Below are 15,225 nucleotides of genomic sequence, written 5' to 3' on the forward strand. Positions count from 1 at the left end.
CTCCCGTGGGCCGCCCTGGCCCCCTCACCTTGGGAGACGCGATGGGACCCGCCCGGTGTTCCATCTCCCGGGCAGACCGGTGTTCCATCTCCCGGGTAGAAACGACTCGGGCGCCGCAGGCGCACCCCACCGCGTTACCCCGCGGTAACCAGCGTCGGTAGGCTGAGCCGGGTGACGGCATACCCCCACCTGCTCGAGCCACTTGACCTGGGCTTCACCGAACTGCGCAACCGCGTGGTCATGGGCTCGATGCACACCGGCCTGGAGGACCGCGGCGCCAACGCAGACCGGCTCGCCGCGTTCTATGCCGAACGCGCGCGAGGAGGTGTCGCGCTGATCGTCACCGGAGGCTATGCGCCCAACCTCACCGGATCGCTCTATCCGGGGGCCTCGGCACTGATCAGCAGGCGGCAACTGGCCCAGCACCGCGTGATCACCGATGCCGTGCACGCGTGGGACGGCAAGATCGCGCTGCAGATCCTGCACGCCGGGCGCTACAGCTACCACCCGCTGGCGGCCTCCGCCTCGGCAGGCAGGTCCCCGATCACCCCGTTCCGGGCGCGGGCGCTCACCGGACGGGGTGTGCGGGCGACCGTGGCGGCCTACGCCCGCTGCGCGGCACTGGCGCAGGAGGCGGGTTATGACGGTGTGGAGATCATGGGCTCGGAGGGTTATCTGATCAATCAGTTCCTCGCGCCGCGCACCAACCGCCGGACCGATGCGTGGGGCGGCTCGCCGCAAAAGCGGCTCCGCCTGGCGGTCGAGGTCGTCCGGTCGGTGCGTGAGGCGGTCGGACCCGACTTCATCGTCATCTATCGGATTTCCCTGCTCGACCTGGTGCCCGATGGTCAGACCTGGGCCGAGACCGTCGCTCTCGCACGGGAGGTCGAGGCGGCGGGGGCGACGATCCTGTCGACCGGCATCGGCTGGCACGAGGCACGCGTGCCCACGATCGTCACCTCGGTGCCGCGGGGCGCCTTCACCCGGGTCACCGCGCAGCTGCGGCCCGAGGTCAGCCTCCCGGTGATCGCCTCCAACCGGATCAGCATGCCCGACCTCGCGGAGGACGTGGTGGCTTCTGGCAGTGCGGACCTGGTCTCGATGGCCCGACCCTTCCTGGCGGACCCGGACTGGGTGGCCAAGGCCATGGAGCAGCGGGCAGACCAGATCAACACCTGCATCGCCTGCAACCAGGCCTGTCTGGACCACACCTTTGCGCGGAAGACCGCGACCTGCCTGGTCAACCCGCGGGCCGGCCACGAGACGCAGCTGGTGCTCGGGCCAGCTCGCACCGTGAAGTCGGTCGCCGTGGTCGGGGCCGGGCCGGCGGGCCTGGCCGCCGCCGTGACGGCTGCCGAGCGCGGACACCAGGTGGAGCTGTTCGAAGCCTCCTCCGACATCGGGGGACAGTTCGCCATCGCCCTGCAGATTCCCGGCAAGGAGGACTTCGCCGAGACGATCCGCTACTACCGGCGACGGCTCGAGCTCGAGGGTGTCACCGTGCACCTTCGGCGGCGTGCCCGGGTCGAGGATCTGATGTCCTTCGACGAGGTGGTCGTCGCGACCGGTGTCACCCCTCGCATCCCGGACATCCCCGGCGTGGACCACCCGACGGTGCTCACCTATGCGCAGCTGGTCCTCGACCGGCGGCCAGCGGGGGAGCGGGTCGCCGTGCTCGGCGCCGGCGGCATCGGTGTGGACATCGCCGAGTTCCTGACGCACAGCGGTCCGAGCCCGGTGAGTGTGGAGGCCTGGATGGCGGAGTGGGGCGTGGGCTCACCGGAGGTCGCCCGCGGTGGCCTGGTCCCAGCCCTGCCGACGCCCTCGCCCCGCCAGGTGCACCTGCTGCAGCGCAAGGACAGCAAGATCGGCAAGGGCCTGGGCAAGACGACGGGCTGGGTGCACCGCGCCTCCCTCAAGGCCAAGGGTGTGCACCAGCACACCGGCATCAACTATGAGCGGATCGATGACCTCGGGGTGCACATCACCCACGGCCCGGAGCGCAGGAATCCCACCGCGATCGCGGTTGACACGATCGTGCTGTGCACCGGTCAGGAGTCGGTCAACACCCTCGGCGCGGAGTTGGCCGCGCTCGGACGGTCTGTGCACGTCATCGGCGGGGCCGACCTGGCGGCTGAGCTGGATGCCAAGCGGGCGATCCGCCAAGGCACTGAGCTGGCCGCCACCCTCTGAGTTTTCGGCCAGACCGGCGGGCACGACTCAGGCGGGACGCTGCGGACTGGTCAGACCGTGCCCGGGCGAGGCTCCGCTCAGATGGCGGGCGGTGTTGACCAGTCCCACGTGGCTGAAGGCCTGAGGCGTGTTGCCCAGGTGGCGTCCCGTCGCCGGGTCAACCTCCTCAGAGAGCAGGCCGAGGTCGTTGCGGAGGGCCAGCAGGCGCTCGAAGTGCTCGCGCCCCTCGTCCACCCGGCCGATGCCGACGAGGGCGTCGGCGAGCCAGAAACTACAGAGCAGGAAAGCGCCCTCCTCCCCGGGCAGGCCGTCCACCCCGTGCTCGGTGCGATAACGCAGCACATACCCGCCCTCGGTGAGCTCCCGCTGCACCGCCTCAACAGTCCCGACGACGCGCTCGTCGTCCCACGGCAGGAACCCGACCTGAGGCATGAGCAGCAGGGCGGCATCCAGCCCGGGAGAGCCATAGAACTGGGTGAAGGTCCCGCGTGAGGCGTCGAAGCCCTCGGTGCACACCTCGTGGTGGATCCTTCCGGCCAGTGCTCTCCACCGGTCCACCGGGCCCTCCAGCCCAAAGTCCTCAACCGCCCGCACCGCCCGGTCGATCCCCGCCCACGCCATCACCTTCGAGTGCACGAACTGTCGGTCCGGACCGCGGATCTCCCACAGGGACTTGTCCGGTTGCTGCCAGTTGCCCTCGAGGAAGTCCAGCATCTCCCGTTGCAGGTCCCAGGCGTCGGGTGCGGAGGACAGACCCGTCTCGCGGGCCACATGGAGCATGTCGAGGACCTCCCCCCAGACGTCCAGCTGGAACTGTCCGGCCGCGCCGTTGCCCACCCGGACCGGGGGAGACCCCTCATAACCAGCGAGCCAGTCGAGCTCGTACTCAGGCAGTCGCCGCCGCCCGTCGATGCCATACATGATCTGCAGGTCGGCGGGGTCTCCGGCAACCGCTCGCAGCAACCAGTCCCGCCAGGCGAGTGCCTCGCCCTCGAAGCCGGTGCCCAGCAGGGCCTGCAGGGTGAACGTCGCATCACGCAACCAGCAGTAGCGGTAGTCCCAGTTGCGGACACCGCCGAGATCCTCGGGCAGTGACGTCGTCGCGGCGGCGACGATCCCGCCCGAGGGCGCATAGGTCAGGCCCTTGAGCGTGATGAGCGAGCGGCGCACGGCATCGGACCATCCCCCTCCGTAGTCGCAGTGGGAGATCCACTCCGCCCAGAATGCCTCGGTGTGCGCCAGCACACGCTCGGCGTCCCGACGCCTCGGCTCCTTCTCGTGGCTGGGGTGGTGGGTGAGGATGAACGGCACCCGCTCACCGGCCGAGACCTCGAACTCGGCGGTGGTCATCAGGTCGTGCCCGTGGACCTCCACCGGGGTGTCCAGCCACACCGAGTCGGGGCCAGCGATGGCCGAGAGCTGGCTGCCGTGGTGTCTGACCCAGGGGACGATGTTGCCGTAGTCGAAGCGCAGCCGCAGGTCGCTGCGGACCCGCACGCGGCCGGAGACCCCCTCGACGATGCGCACCACGTCAGCGGCGTCGTCCCGCACCGGCATGAGGTCGATGACCCGCACCGTTCCGTCCGGGGTCTGCCACTCGGTCTCCAGGACCAGGGAGTCGCCTCGGTAGTGCCGGCGGGTGCACCGATCGGCTCCGACCGGGGCGATGTGCCAGTAGCCGTTCTCGTCGGTGCCGAGCAGCTTGGCGAAGCAGGCGCCGGAGTCGAAGCGCGGCAGACACAGCCAGTCGATCGATCCGTCATTGCCGACCAGGGCCATCGTGTGCAGGTCCCCGATGACCCCGTAGTCCTCGATGGCCAGCGCCACGTGTCCTCCGTCCCGCCGTCACTGCCGGACGGCTTGCTCTCCGTCATACCTGCTCCCGGGAGGAGCCGCAACCGGCGAACGGTCGGCGGGGCGAGACTGTGGTCCCCGGGGCGACCGGCACGCCGATGAGTCTGACCGTTCGGAGTGGTCGGTTCAGGGAGTAGGACCACCACGACCCAGGAGGCACCATGCGCAAGGTAGTTTCTGGCCTGTTCCACTCCCTCGACGGAGCTGTCGAGGGGCCAGACCAGTGGCAGTTCGACAGCTTCGATGCCGAGCTCGGTGAGCTGATGACCCGCACGATCGGCAGCATCGACGAGGCGATCATGGGCCGGGTGACCTATGAGGAGTGGTCCGGCTACTGGCCGAACTCAGCTCCGGGCGAGGACAACCCCTTCTCTGAGTTCATCAACACGGTCCCCAAGCACGTCGCCTCCACCACCCTCACCGGACCCTTGGCGTGGCAGAACTCGCACCTGATCGAGGGCAACCTGCACGACCACGTGCGCCATCTCAAGGAGAGCCAAGGGCACGACGTCGGGGTGCAGGGAAGCATCAGCATCGTGCGCGAGCTGTTCCTTGCCGGGCTGCTCGACGAACTGGTGCTGGTCACCCACCCGGTGATTGCCGGCAGGTCCTTCCGCCGCCTCTTCCAGCACGAGGATCCGACCACCCGTCTTGACCTCACCGACCTCGTTCGCACCTCGGCAGGCAATGTCGTGCAGACCTACCGGCTGCGCCCCACCTGAGCCCGCCAGGTCACAACGAGGGCCTCCCCCCGCCGCCGACACCACAGTGCGTCAGGGTGCTGGGGATACAGTCCACGCCGTGCGCTGCTGATGGCAGCGCCCTGAAGTACCGCGGCGAGCTCATGGCGCCGAACTGGGATCTCCAGGGGGTCATCACTCTCCGAGGCGAGTGCTTAGGGGTCCTTGACGCCGACGATGCGGGGGACCACAGGTTCGTCACGCTCGCGCTACCCATGCCTGTCTCTTGGGATGCAAGATCTCAGACCGTGTGCGGGACTGGTTACGAGTTCGCTGTGGGGGACGAGCTCGATGTGTCCGGAATGCTGATTCAGGATGACACCGCGCTGCCCACAGCCTGCCAGGACGAGACTCGCCAGATCGTGGTCAGCAGCAACGCCTGGATCAGTTCGGCTAGATGATTCGAGGGCCCGGCAGTCCCTAGCCTCCACCGGCACGGCCAACTGTGGGATGGGTTGGCGTTCTCGCAGGTCAACCGGCATTTCCAGCACATAAACTAGGGTGCGGGATGCCGATAAACCGAATGGTGGCCAGGGGCGGGGTCGAACCGCCGACCTTCCGATTTTCAGTCGGACGCTCGTACCAACTGAGCTACCTGGCCGGGTCTGCGCTGCCAGAGGTGATCTGACCTGCGCAAACAGGACGCCGGAGTGATCCGGCGCGGGATCACTATACCTGACGGGTGCGTGTCGTCCCGTATCGCCTGGTGTCACGGTGGATCACCCCATCCATGGGAAGATGCTGGGAAACTACGTTGAAGATCACCGCGACTCTCGTACTCGGCGGAGAGACGTTCCGGTCCATCCGTGACAGTGCCAAGATCGTGTCCTACGTCCCGGGTGCGATGGCCCTCTCGGCGGCGCTTGTCCTGGTCAGCCTCTATTTCACGCTCCGCGCCGCCCACGGCCCTGCCTGCCTGGATACCAAAATCAGGGAGACACTCGAGCAGAGCTCGGACCGCGACATGCGTCGGGCGGGCGCGGCGGCCGCGAGCCTCAAGGGTGCTCAGTGGCTACTCCCGCTAGCAGTGCTGCTCTTTCTCGCGGCTCTCGTCACCATGTGGTCCATCGCCGCCGTCGCGCGCGAGAGCACTCCCGACGCACCAGAACGCCAGGCCAATGCCGCCGATACCACGCCAACCGACGTGCTCCGCGACCTGCACGGGCACCCCCGGCCCGCCCGCCCGCACACCCAAGTCGGCCCCGACCCACCCGATCAACACCGTCAGTTGGGGTCAACCCGACAGCTGCGGAACTCAGGCGTGAGGTTGACCAAGGCTTTACTGTGAACTGGGCCAACGCGAACTAGAAATTTACTGGCGTGAGGCTTAGTGGTGGCCGATGCATGGCACGATCTCAAGGGACAGATTCGTAATGGGCGGATGGGGTTGCAATGAAGACGATGATAGAGATGTCAAGGAGCCATACCACGGGCGAGCCTGAGTCGCGCTGGCAGGTGTGGCAACGCAGTTTGACCGCGACTCTGGTGTCAGTATTGCTTCTTGCGGGTAGTCCGGTGATGGCAGCATCGGAATCGGACGGAGCGCGTCCTGGAGCTGACAACGTCAGTGTGGTGGACATCGACCGAAAGTACAGCGACGGAGACGTCTTGAAGTTGCTGCTGGCAGGCCAGGGGCCGGTAGCCGACGACAACCCCGAACTGCTGCGCTACCTCGGTTTCGCAGCAAATCGGCCGATGACCGACCCTGAGATTCTCGACGAACTGGTTGTGGACTTCCTTGAGTACTATCCCGAGTTTTCCGAGGAGATCCGGGCACCCCTTGAATCAGGAGATCCGAGGCAGGTTGAGCATGCGTTGATGGACCTCACGACTGTGTATGAGGGGTACTACCTAGAGACTTATGAGGTGCGGTTAAACACCGGCGACTACGGTATGGCGGGCTGCGGGTGGGCAGTGGCCTGTGCCTATGTTGCAGTTACAGGCTTGGCAGTTGCGAACGGCGCTGCCTACGCGACTGTGGCTGGCGTCACCTTTGTCTTTGTCGCTGCAGCCGCGGTCTTCGTCGTCGGTCCAATTGCCTACCTTGACGACAAGAACGGCGTGGATTCGCGCGCAACGGCCTTGGAGAAGGACGAGATCACACTTCGTATTGCCGAGGCACTCGCAGCCTGATGTCTGATTTGGGTTCCATTGAAGCAGTTGAACGAAAACTCGGCTGGCAGGGTTTGGTGTCACTGCTCTTGGTCTTGGGAACGCTTGCTCTCACGATCTTCTACTCAATGCCGAGCAACGTTCTCAGCACGCGGGATGGCTCCAAACTGCGAACAGTGAGCGTGGAGTTGGCGCAACAAAGTTGGGTATTTTTCACTCGGCCACCTTCGTACCACGAATTGACTCCATACAGCGTGGAAGGAAACGGCGAGATTGTCTCCGCACTGCGGTTTCCGCAGACGAACCCAGACAACTTGTTCGGTCTAGCCCGTAAGCAGCGAGCCCAAGGCCCAGAGATGGCAAACCTCGTCGGTGTGGTCGGGTCAGATTCGTGGGTCGCCTGTGGGGACTTGACGGCTGAGGTCGACTGCGCACGCCGCGCGACCGAAGAACTTGATGTGATTGAGATCGTAAACACCTCGACTGTCCCCACGATTTGCGGAAAGTCCGTCCTCGTTGAGAACGAACCGGTCCGGTGGTCTTTCCGTGACGTGTACGAGGGCCAACGATTGCCTGTTCGGGCCACGTTGCTTGAAGCTAAATGTGAGGAGTCCCGGTGACTTGGAGCTCCATTCGTCGCAGGAATACCGATGTCATCCCATCCATCGCCCAAGCTGTCGGGGACTTCGACGTTCGGCGATCGCGTGTTTTTGCCGTTGCGCGGTCCCTCATGGCAATTGCCCAGATTACAGTCCTACTTTTCACCCCGACCTCGTACTTGATCGTCCCGGTAGCGGGGGCGCCGACTGGACCTCAGTGTGGAAATTTCAACGACTGGACGGCTTACTGTCTAGTGGGCAGCACGGATCTTCAGTGGGTCTCCTGGCTCCTAATTGCGGGCCTCGTGCTGGTGATCTCAGGGGCGCTGCCGAGGATGACCGCCGTTTTGCATGTTTGGATAACCTTCTCGATCTCCACTGCCATTGTTCTTCCGGACGGAGGGGAGTCGGCCGCGCAGTTGTTCTGTGTGTTCTTTTTGTTGATTGGACTCGCTGACTCTAGGAGGAACCACTGGTCGGTCTCGCCTGCTGGCACATCACCGTCGCCATTGGCGCCTGCCGCTTGGGCTGGATGGTGGGGCCTTCGGGTGCAGGTATTTTGGATTTATGTGACGGCTAGTATTGCCAAGTTTTCCGTGGCTGAGTGGGCTGACGGGAGTGCCATATACTATGTGACTCGTCAAGTATTCTTCGGGGTGGATGGCCCCCTCGCCGGCCCAATCCTTTTCCTCACTGAAATCCCTATCGTCAGCCTGGGGTTGACCTGGGGATCGATGATTCTGGAACTCTCAATCGCGATCCTGGTTCTGTTGCCATACCGGTATCGACGTGGGGCGTTCTTTTTGTCAGCCATGTTCCATGTCGGAATCATCTTTACGATCGGGCTATGGAGTTTCGGGGCGATCATGATCGCAGGAGTTCTGGCGACGCTGTCGGACCGTGGGTCCCATCATGGTTTCATTTCAGTGGCCCACGTTGATGACGAATCGGGTCGGACCGTTCCTGCGGGCTGCCAAGTGAAGGTCCGAGATCGGGAAGCGCCGGCGGGTGTGAGCGCATGAGGAGCGGCGTGTGGTGCTGATCGTAGGGATGGCTGTGCTTGTGTGTTGGTCGATGTGGCAACTGGAGCCATCCCGCATGGAACGCAAGGGACCCAACGCCTGGATCGGGATGCGAAGTCCGGCGACCGTCGCATCACCTCAGGCTTGGGCCGCAGCTCACCGAGCTGCTTGGCCGGCTGCCCGGGCAGGTTGCCTCTTGGCCCTGGTGTTACTGGCCGCAGCAGGTGTGGTCGCCGCCATGCCTTCGGGGCTGAGCCAGTTTGAGATCGGCTCGCTAGGGACGGGGGCGGCGACAATCGCCATTCTTATTACCTTCCTGATCGCCTTCCGTAAAGCTGAGCACGCGGCTTCGTCAGCGGAGTGAACTGACGACGACCCGCATTCTCGAGGCTCAGGACCCTGGATGAGGTCCGGTCCTTAAAGGAAGGCGACCGCGAACTGAGGTCGATGATCGAGCGACTGGCTGCAGAGATCGTCCGGCTTGAGAGTCACTGAGATTGACGGAGCCAGTGTGCGCGTCGCGTTTGGTTGAGGCGGTTGGTGTTCAGGCTGCTTCGGCTGCCCGCCGCCTCAGGTCAACTCTGCTAGGCCGGGCCGCCTGCGGTGGTCAGTCAGGGTCCGCCGCGACGTCCCCGACGAGATCGGTGTCGATGCGTATCAGTGTGTCAGCGACGATGGGAATGTATCAGCCGCGCCGGACCGAGCGAGGCAGTTCGAGGGCCGCCACGCCGATGACACTTCGGGAAGACACCCACGTCTGGCCGTGCTCGTACACGTGCCAGTTGTTGTGGTCCCAGGACACGGCGTGCCTCGGTCTCGTCGATGACGCGGATATCTGCGGCCACGCCATACTTGGACAGGGGCCGGATGATGGTGAGCTCCTTCAGCTCAACGAAGACGACCTTCGGGTTGCGGTTCGTTTCGCGATGCGAAGGAACGTGAGCCTGGGCCGGCCCGCGTCCGCGTGGGTCGCCGAACTGTCCGCCCGCGACGAACTGCTCCACCGGGTCCGCCACGACCGCGCGCTGTCGGACGAGGAGGTCGGCTGGGCAGGTCAGGGCGGGGAGCGCGCATACCTCATGGGGGAGAGACTCGCTCAGGCCCTGGCTTCGTGAGCTCGCTGCAAGCGTCGTCGCGGAGAACGTCCCTGTGCGAACACCCGCACGCAGCAAGCAAGAGAAGCTCCTGGTCGGTTTCGAACCGTGGATCGACGAGGTGACCGGTCGGGAGAACATCCTGGTCGCCTACGGGCAGTCGTACCGATGGCGTACCCGTCAACCTTCTGCGGACCTGTCGCCGATGGCGTCGTTGAGACGTGGGTGGCAGGCGAACCGTGCGGGGTCTGTGGTACTCGCACGGTCCCTAGCGCGTGAACTCCACGCGGCGATCGCGCACGCGGTCGTCGACGCGGTCGACGCAGACCAGGTAGGAGTCGCCCGGATCCTGCGTGGGCAGTCGGCCGCCGTCGGACTGCTGCCAGCGGCCGCCGCCGGCCAACTCGCCGCGGACCGCCAGAAGCACACCGAACTGGAGAACCTCGTCCGGACAGCCCAGGCGGACGCTGATGCTGCAGCAAGCTACGCACGCTCGCTACACCGGACACCCCTGCGCCCGGCAGAAGCCCAAGGGCACGCCCACCCCAGCGCAGCCTCACGATCCGGCGGACACCATCACCCGGGACGACCTGGCGCTCGTCGCGCACGTCCTGGCGCACCTGTCCGACTCTGACACGGGTGACGGTAAAACCCGGGCGGCACTCGCACAAGTCATCGAACGGCTTCGATTCACCAACATCCGAGACTGGGATGCCACCGGCGAGGTCATCATCGCCTTCCCCAACGCCGGTGGGACAGACATTCTCGTCGGCCTGATCCCATTCACCGTGCCCACCGGCGAGAGCCTTGACTCCCGAATCAACGCCATCAACCGCTCCCAAGCCGCGTGCACGGCACCACCCGACCAGATCTCCACCCACCCGTACCTCCGCTCCGGAAACGTCTGGGACCGCTCCCGCGACAAAACCAGAGCACTCAGCAAGGGCCTCATCCTCCAAGGGATGGAACCCTACGCCGCCCGGGCCCTCATTCACCACCATCTGCGCATCGCGCGCTCCACCGTCTACAGCCTGCTCACCGGCCACACACACGCACCAGTCCCGGAAGGACTCGACCCCCGGTACCTGACCGCCCACGACTTCGCCACCCACGCTGAGGCGATCACCGCCGTCAGCACCTGGATCGAGACCGTCTACAACCGCCGCCGACGCCACAGCGCCCTCGGCCAGATCAACCCGGTAGCCTTCGAGCACCGACTCAGCACAGCGGTCGATCAGGCCGCTTAACCGATGTCCACGAAACGGGGTCAACCCCATGTTTTCGTGGTGGCCGGTTCCGCACGGGTGGCATAGTGTGACTCCCGATCGCCAGAGGGGAGCGTGGATGGTGGCGGTGTCCGTGCACTGGGTGCCGGTCGACTCCAGGACCGCTACACACTTCAGCACCCGGGTCTCACGTCTGGAACGTGAGCGGGCCACGCGCTTTCGGCACCGTGAGGACGAGTGGCGCTCCATCGTCGGAGCGGGGGCGTTGCGGGCTGTGGTTGCTCAGCACCTGGGCGTGCCAGCCCCCCAGGTCGTGATCGAGCGCACGTGCGACTGGTGCGGAGGGCCTCACGGTCGGCCCGTGGTCAGCGGTGGGAACCTGCACGTCTCCCTCTCTCACGCAGGCCGGTGGGTGGTCATCGCCGCGACCGCGACCGGCCCGGTCGGGGTCGACGTGGAAGACCTCGGATCTGCCGGGGGCCTGCCAATGCCCCGGGACCTCATCCTGGGCCCGCGCGAGCAGGCCGACGATGATGACGCCCTGATGTCCCTCTGGGTGGCCAAGGAGTCCTACCTCAAGGCGATCGGCACCGGCCTGACCGTGCCCCTCTCCACCGTGTCCGTCAGCGGGAGCCGCGTCGCCCTCCTGGGCAGGCCGAGCGCGCGGCTCATCCGGCTGGGTGACCGTGCTGGCTACCGGGCAGCGGTCTGCCTCCTGGGGCGCGCGGCCCCACGAGTCACGGAGATCGACCTCGCTGTCCCGCAGGCAGACTAGGCCGCTCGCCAACCTCGTGGGACGAGCTCGACTCTCGGCAGCGGGAGACTTTCCCACCGGGGGACAAGGTGCCTCGCAGCGCGGGAACACGCCACGTTACTCGTGCGTTGGACCTAAGCGGGCGGAGTTCGTGACCGCACCATTCATATGACGACATCCCGAGGGAGGGATCAGATTTGGCGAGGCGACGCAAGAAGTACGTCGAAATCGAGGAAGTGCCTGGCAAGCCGCTGCGGTACTGGCCCCACGAGTTGGGTGGGGGACTGGTTGCCGAGGGTGCCGTGGTGGACCCGAGGGCCTACGTGCACGAGTCGGCTTATGTCGACCCCGGTGCCCGTGTGGCGCCCGGTGCGCGCGTGAGTTCCGGTGCCTGGGTGGCTGAGGACGCCTTCGTCGGCGAGGACGCGGTGGTCGGCACCAACTGTCGGGTGGGTGCTGGTGCTCGGCTGGGCCGTGGAGCCCGGCTGGGCATGCGGGTCGCGATCGGCAAGGGTGCACAGGTCGCTGACTTCGTCAGCGTTGACACCGACGAGCGGGTGCCATCCGGTGCCGTGCTCGGTGCGGCGATGGAACGCAGCGCGGCCTGAGCGGCTGACCGGGCGCCCTCACCGGTGCCCGGTCACCCCTGCAGGGGGATGGCGATGAGGGGGTCGCTGGTGGGTTGGTCGGATCCGCCGGTTGGTTCGAGGGTGATGCCGAGGGCGATGGCGTCGCTGGGGTCGCCCTCGAGGAGGAACTGGTCGGTGCCGGTCGGTAGGAGCCCGGCCGAGACCGCGGCGCCGTCCTGGTCGACGAACCACAGTTGGTAGTCCTGTCCGGGCGGGGCACCGGCCAGGTCCTGGGTCAGCAGGACCGACCGGTCGAGGGAGTATGCCGTCACGACCGTGACCCTGGCCCCGTCGACGGACTCGGTGGACCGGACAGCATCGGGGGCGTCGAGGACCTCCTGCACCGCCACGACAGCAGGGTCCACACTGTCCTGGGTCCACTGGGTGACCGCCACGGCCCCGATGGCCACCGCTGCTGCCACAGCCGCGGCCAGGACCCACCCGCGCACACCCCCGGCACCGCGGTGACGACCCGCACGCCGCCCAGCCAGCTCATCGGACACAGCGCCGGGTGTGGGGTTGTCCTGAGGGGTGACTGCGATCTGGGTCAGGACCTGCTCGCGCAGACTAGGGGGTGGGGTGGCTGAGAGGTCCGCGCTCAACCCTTCGGCGACGTCACTGAACGAGGCGACCTCCTCCCGGCAGGGCGGACAGGTCGGCAGGTGCGCCTCGAACGCGGCCCGCTCAGCGTCATCGACAGCGTCCAGGGCGTAGGCGGCCGCCAGGTCGTGCAGACTCGCATCGCTCATGGGACACCTCCCAGCTCATCACGCATCCGTCTCAGGCCGTCCCTGATCCGGGTCTTGGCCGTGCCCAGCGGCACGCCCAGCTGTTGGGAGACCTCCTGGTGGGTCAGCCCGTCGAAGAAGGCCAGCTCAACCGCCGAACGCTGCGTCGGGGTCATCACTGTCAGTGCAGCACGCACCCGCGTGGCCTCCATCCGTTCCTCAGCGCTCTCGGCGGTGCTGTCAAAAGGAGTCTCGCTCTGCCGTGATTCGTAGGCAACATCTCTCCTGGATTGGGCCACCGCCGACCGGACCCGGTCCACCGCGCGCCGGTGCGCGAGCGTCAGCACCCACCCCAGGGCGCTGCCCCGGGCAGGATCGAACGACCCCGCCGAGGCCCACACCTGCAAGAAGACTTCCTGCGTGACCTCCTCAGCCTGCGAACGATCCCGCACCACCCGCACCACCAGACCAAAGACCCTCGGCGCGGTCGCGTCATACAACGCCGCGAAACTCACCCGATCGCCCGCGGCTGAGGCCACCACCAACTCGGCAAGGTCCTGCCCCGAATCGGTCGCCACCAACCCATCATGCACGAGTGAAGTCCTCGGATGGGGTCACGGCACCAGTCGGGCGAAAACCACGACGTTGTCGACGTGAGCGCGGCGTTCTGCGTCATAAGCCCCTCCGCAGGTGATCAGACGCAGTTCCGCACCCGTGGTGTTGCCATAGACCGTGGTCTTGGGGAAGGAGTCCTTGGGGAAGCTCTCCGCCCCGTAGACTTCAAAGGTGGCGGTGGTGCCGTCCGTCCGCTCGACGTCGACGAGGTCGCCGGGAGCCAGCGCCCCCAGTTCGAAGAAGACGCTGGGCACCGAGCCCTGGCTGGTGACATGCCCCTCGATGACCGCCGGTCCCGCCTCTCCTGGGGTGGGTGATCCGTCATACCAGGCGGCCTCCCCGTAGCGCTCTCCGCTGGGCACCTCCAACCGTCCCTCCGCGTCGAGCCCGAGCGGATGCAGGGGGCTGTCCACCCCGATCGCGGGGATGGTGATCCGGACCGGAACCGAGGCGGGCAGCGTGACCGGGGGAGTGGGGGTGGCTGCCGACCGTGGGGCACGGTGTGTGTCCGGGGCCGTTGGGGCGGCGTCCTCCCCGGCGGTGCCCGGGCCCGTGGCCTCGCCGGTGGTGTCCGGGGCCAGCCCCTCCTCCGTGCTGTCCGGGGCCACGGACTCCCCGGTGCTGTCCGTGGCCCCGGCGATGTCGGCAACGCCGGAGGTGCTGGCGGCGTGCGAGTCTGAGGAGGGTCGTGGCGGCTCACCGACCTGGTGGGCCAGAGCCCACCAGGGCATGCCCACGCCGAGGGCGAGGAGCAGCCCGATGGCCGCGAGCGACAGGCGTCGTCCGTGACCCCCGGTCGGTGTGCTGTTCATGCTCAGCTGCGCTGGTCTGCGCGGCGACGGGTGACAGCCAGACCCAGCCCGGCGACTGCGAGCGTCACGCCGCCCAGGACCATCAGACCGACGTGCTCGGTCCCCTCCGTGCCGGCTCCACCGGTGGCGACGCCGTCCTCGGGCATCGTCATCTGTGCGACCTCGAACTCACCGCACAGCGCGGGGTTCGTGGCCTCGGCAGGCAGCATCGGGTCCAGGTCGGACTTCGCGTCACCGTCATAGGTGCCGCTGCCGTCGTGGTCGACACCGTGGACGACGACCACACCGGCGCCGGCGGCGATGTCGCGGGCGGTGGCGTCGTCGACCTCGATGGTGCGCTCGTAGGTGTAACTCCCCTCGGCGGGGAAGTTGGTCACATCCAGGGCGTGGTCGCCGGACGTCATGCCAGGCTCGTTGGTCAGGCTCAGCGCCACCCCGCCGTAGGAGGGGACGCCGTCAGACGTCTGCAGCTCCCCGTTGGGCCCTGTGCCCTCGACGTCTGCGCCGGGGCAGCTGTGGGTGCCGCCGATGTGGACGTGCTGGGCGTGCGGCGCCCTGTCGAGCAGGCCTTGGGTCTCCAGGATGACGTGGAGCTGGTTGCCCTCGAGCATGCCCCAGGCGGTGCCGGAGGCTCCCGAGTCGTTGAGCTCGGTCAGCGTGCCGGAGAGCTCGGTCCCTTCGCCCTCGTGGGCCGAGGCCGGGCTGGTGCCCAGCAGCGGGAGGCCGACGAGGGCCAGGACGACGAGCGGGGTGGTGCGGGTGCGATAGGTGCGCATGACAACTCCTCTGGGTGCGATGTTCAGTCACCCTGTGGTTCGGAGCCGTCGGTGGGGCGGATTGGTCCGTC

Annotated in this window: 17 protein-coding genes and 1 tRNA gene; 11 read left to right on the forward strand and 7 right to left on the reverse strand. The window is 66.8% G+C overall.

The features are described from left to right. Positions 1-171 precede the first annotated feature (171 nt). The gene (locus FNH13_RS03715) at positions 172-2,193 is read left to right on the forward strand and encodes an NADPH-dependent 2,4-dienoyl-CoA reductase (protein WP_143782232.1); all 2,022 of its coding nucleotides are present in this window, start codon (positions 172-174) and stop codon (positions 2,191-2,193) included. 27 nt (positions 2,194-2,220) lie between these two features. Here the strand turns inward: FNH13_RS03715 and FNH13_RS03720 are convergent, their stop codons facing one another. Next, on the reverse strand, positions 2,221-4,020 hold the full coding sequence (locus tag FNH13_RS03720; RefSeq protein WP_228266577.1) for a glycoside hydrolase family 15 protein: 1,800 nt from the start codon (positions 4,018-4,020) through the stop codon (positions 2,221-2,223). A gap of 188 nt (positions 4,021-4,208) precedes the next feature. Here FNH13_RS03720 and FNH13_RS03725 point away from each other — a divergent pair, with 188 nt between their 5' ends. Then, positions 4,209-4,769, forward strand: a complete 561-nt coding sequence (locus FNH13_RS03725) for a dihydrofolate reductase family protein (RefSeq protein ID WP_143782233.1) — start codon at positions 4,209-4,211, stop codon at positions 4,767-4,769. 542 nt (positions 4,770-5,311) lie between these two features. Here FNH13_RS03725 and FNH13_RS03730 read toward each other — a convergent pair. Beyond that, positions 5,312-5,388: transfer RNA gene (locus tag FNH13_RS03730), tRNA-Phe, on the reverse strand. A 153-nt stretch (positions 5,389-5,541) separates the two neighbouring features. Between FNH13_RS03730 and FNH13_RS03735 the strand changes: the two genes are divergently transcribed. From FNH13_RS03735 to FNH13_RS18950, 6 genes are all read left to right on the forward strand, one after another. Continuing rightward, on the forward strand, positions 5,542-6,075 hold the full coding sequence (locus FNH13_RS03735) for a hypothetical protein (protein ID WP_143782234.1): 534 nt from the start codon (positions 5,542-5,544) through the stop codon (positions 6,073-6,075). Between the two features lie 284 nt (positions 6,076-6,359). Then, positions 6,360-6,920 (forward strand): hypothetical protein, encoded by a 561-nt coding sequence (locus FNH13_RS03740; RefSeq protein WP_143782235.1) that lies wholly within the window; start codon positions 6,360-6,362, stop codon positions 6,918-6,920. Between the two features lie 107 nt (positions 6,921-7,027). Further along, positions 7,028-7,519 (forward strand): SdpA family antimicrobial peptide system protein, encoded by a 492-nt coding sequence (locus tag FNH13_RS19935; protein WP_407669968.1) that lies wholly within the window; start codon positions 7,028-7,030, stop codon positions 7,517-7,519. Next, the gene (locus tag FNH13_RS03750; RefSeq protein ID WP_143782237.1) at positions 7,516-8,520 is read left to right on the forward strand and encodes a sporulation-delaying protein SdpB family protein; all 1,005 of its coding nucleotides are present in this window, start codon (positions 7,516-7,518) and stop codon (positions 8,518-8,520) included. Before FNH13_RS19935 ends, FNH13_RS03750 begins: the two co-directional genes overlap by 4 nt. A gap of 76 nt (positions 8,521-8,596) precedes the next feature. Beyond that, positions 8,597-8,884, forward strand: a complete 288-nt coding sequence (locus tag FNH13_RS03755; RefSeq protein WP_228266688.1) for an SdpI family protein — start codon at positions 8,597-8,599, stop codon at positions 8,882-8,884. Positions 8,885-9,458: 574 nt separating this feature from the next. Then, a complete protein-coding gene (locus FNH13_RS18950) occupies positions 9,459-9,635 on the forward strand; it encodes a hypothetical protein (protein ID WP_165700009.1) in 177 nt (58 codons plus the stop codon). Positions 9,636-9,882: 247 nt separating this feature from the next. Here the strand turns inward: FNH13_RS18950 and FNH13_RS18955 are convergent, their stop codons facing one another. Further along, positions 9,883-10,041, reverse strand: a complete 159-nt coding sequence (locus FNH13_RS18955) for a hypothetical protein (RefSeq protein ID WP_165700010.1) — start codon at positions 10,039-10,041, stop codon at positions 9,883-9,885. A gap of 43 nt (positions 10,042-10,084) precedes the next feature. On the opposite strand from FNH13_RS18955, the gene FNH13_RS19195 reads away from it, so the two are divergent. From FNH13_RS19195 to FNH13_RS03770, 3 genes are all read left to right on the forward strand, one after another. Next, on the forward strand, positions 10,085-10,861 hold the full coding sequence (locus FNH13_RS19195; protein WP_143782239.1) for a transposase: 777 nt from the start codon (positions 10,085-10,087) through the stop codon (positions 10,859-10,861). 97 nt (positions 10,862-10,958) lie between these two features. Further along, positions 10,959-11,615, forward strand: coding sequence for a 4'-phosphopantetheinyl transferase family protein (locus FNH13_RS03765; protein ID WP_165700011.1), 657 nt, complete (start codon positions 10,959-10,961; stop codon positions 11,613-11,615). Between the two features lie 176 nt (positions 11,616-11,791). Beyond that, on the forward strand, positions 11,792-12,202 hold the full coding sequence (locus tag FNH13_RS03770) for a transferase (RefSeq protein ID WP_143782241.1): 411 nt from the start codon (positions 11,792-11,794) through the stop codon (positions 12,200-12,202). A 32-nt stretch (positions 12,203-12,234) separates the two neighbouring features. Here FNH13_RS03770 and FNH13_RS03775 read toward each other — a convergent pair whose 3' ends face one another. From FNH13_RS03775 to FNH13_RS03790, 4 genes are read right to left on the reverse strand one after another with little or no spacing between them, the layout of a single operon-like run. Next, entirely contained in the window at positions 12,235-12,972 is a 738-nt protein-coding gene (locus tag FNH13_RS03775) for an anti-sigma factor (RefSeq protein WP_143782242.1), read from the reverse strand. Further along, positions 12,969-13,529, reverse strand: a complete 561-nt coding sequence (gene sigK, locus FNH13_RS03780; protein ID WP_143782243.1) for an ECF RNA polymerase sigma factor SigK — start codon at positions 13,527-13,529, stop codon at positions 12,969-12,971. Before sigK ends, FNH13_RS03775 begins: the two co-directional genes overlap by 4 nt. A 36-nt stretch (positions 13,530-13,565) precedes the next feature. Next, a complete protein-coding gene (locus FNH13_RS03785) occupies positions 13,566-14,378 on the reverse strand; it encodes a class F sortase (protein ID WP_143782244.1) in 813 nt (270 codons plus the stop codon). Positions 14,379-14,380: 2 nt separating this feature from the next. After that, positions 14,381-15,154: a CHRD domain-containing protein gene (locus tag FNH13_RS03790; protein WP_143782245.1), complete on the reverse strand. Its 774-nt coding sequence runs from the start codon at positions 15,152-15,154 to the stop codon at positions 14,381-14,383. Between the last annotated feature and the right edge of the window lie 71 nt (positions 15,155-15,225).

The organism is Ornithinimicrobium ciconiae (assembly GCF_007197575.1).
GTDB classification, from domain to species: domain Bacteria; phylum Actinomycetota; class Actinomycetes; order Actinomycetales; family Dermatophilaceae; genus Ornithinicoccus; species Ornithinicoccus ciconiae.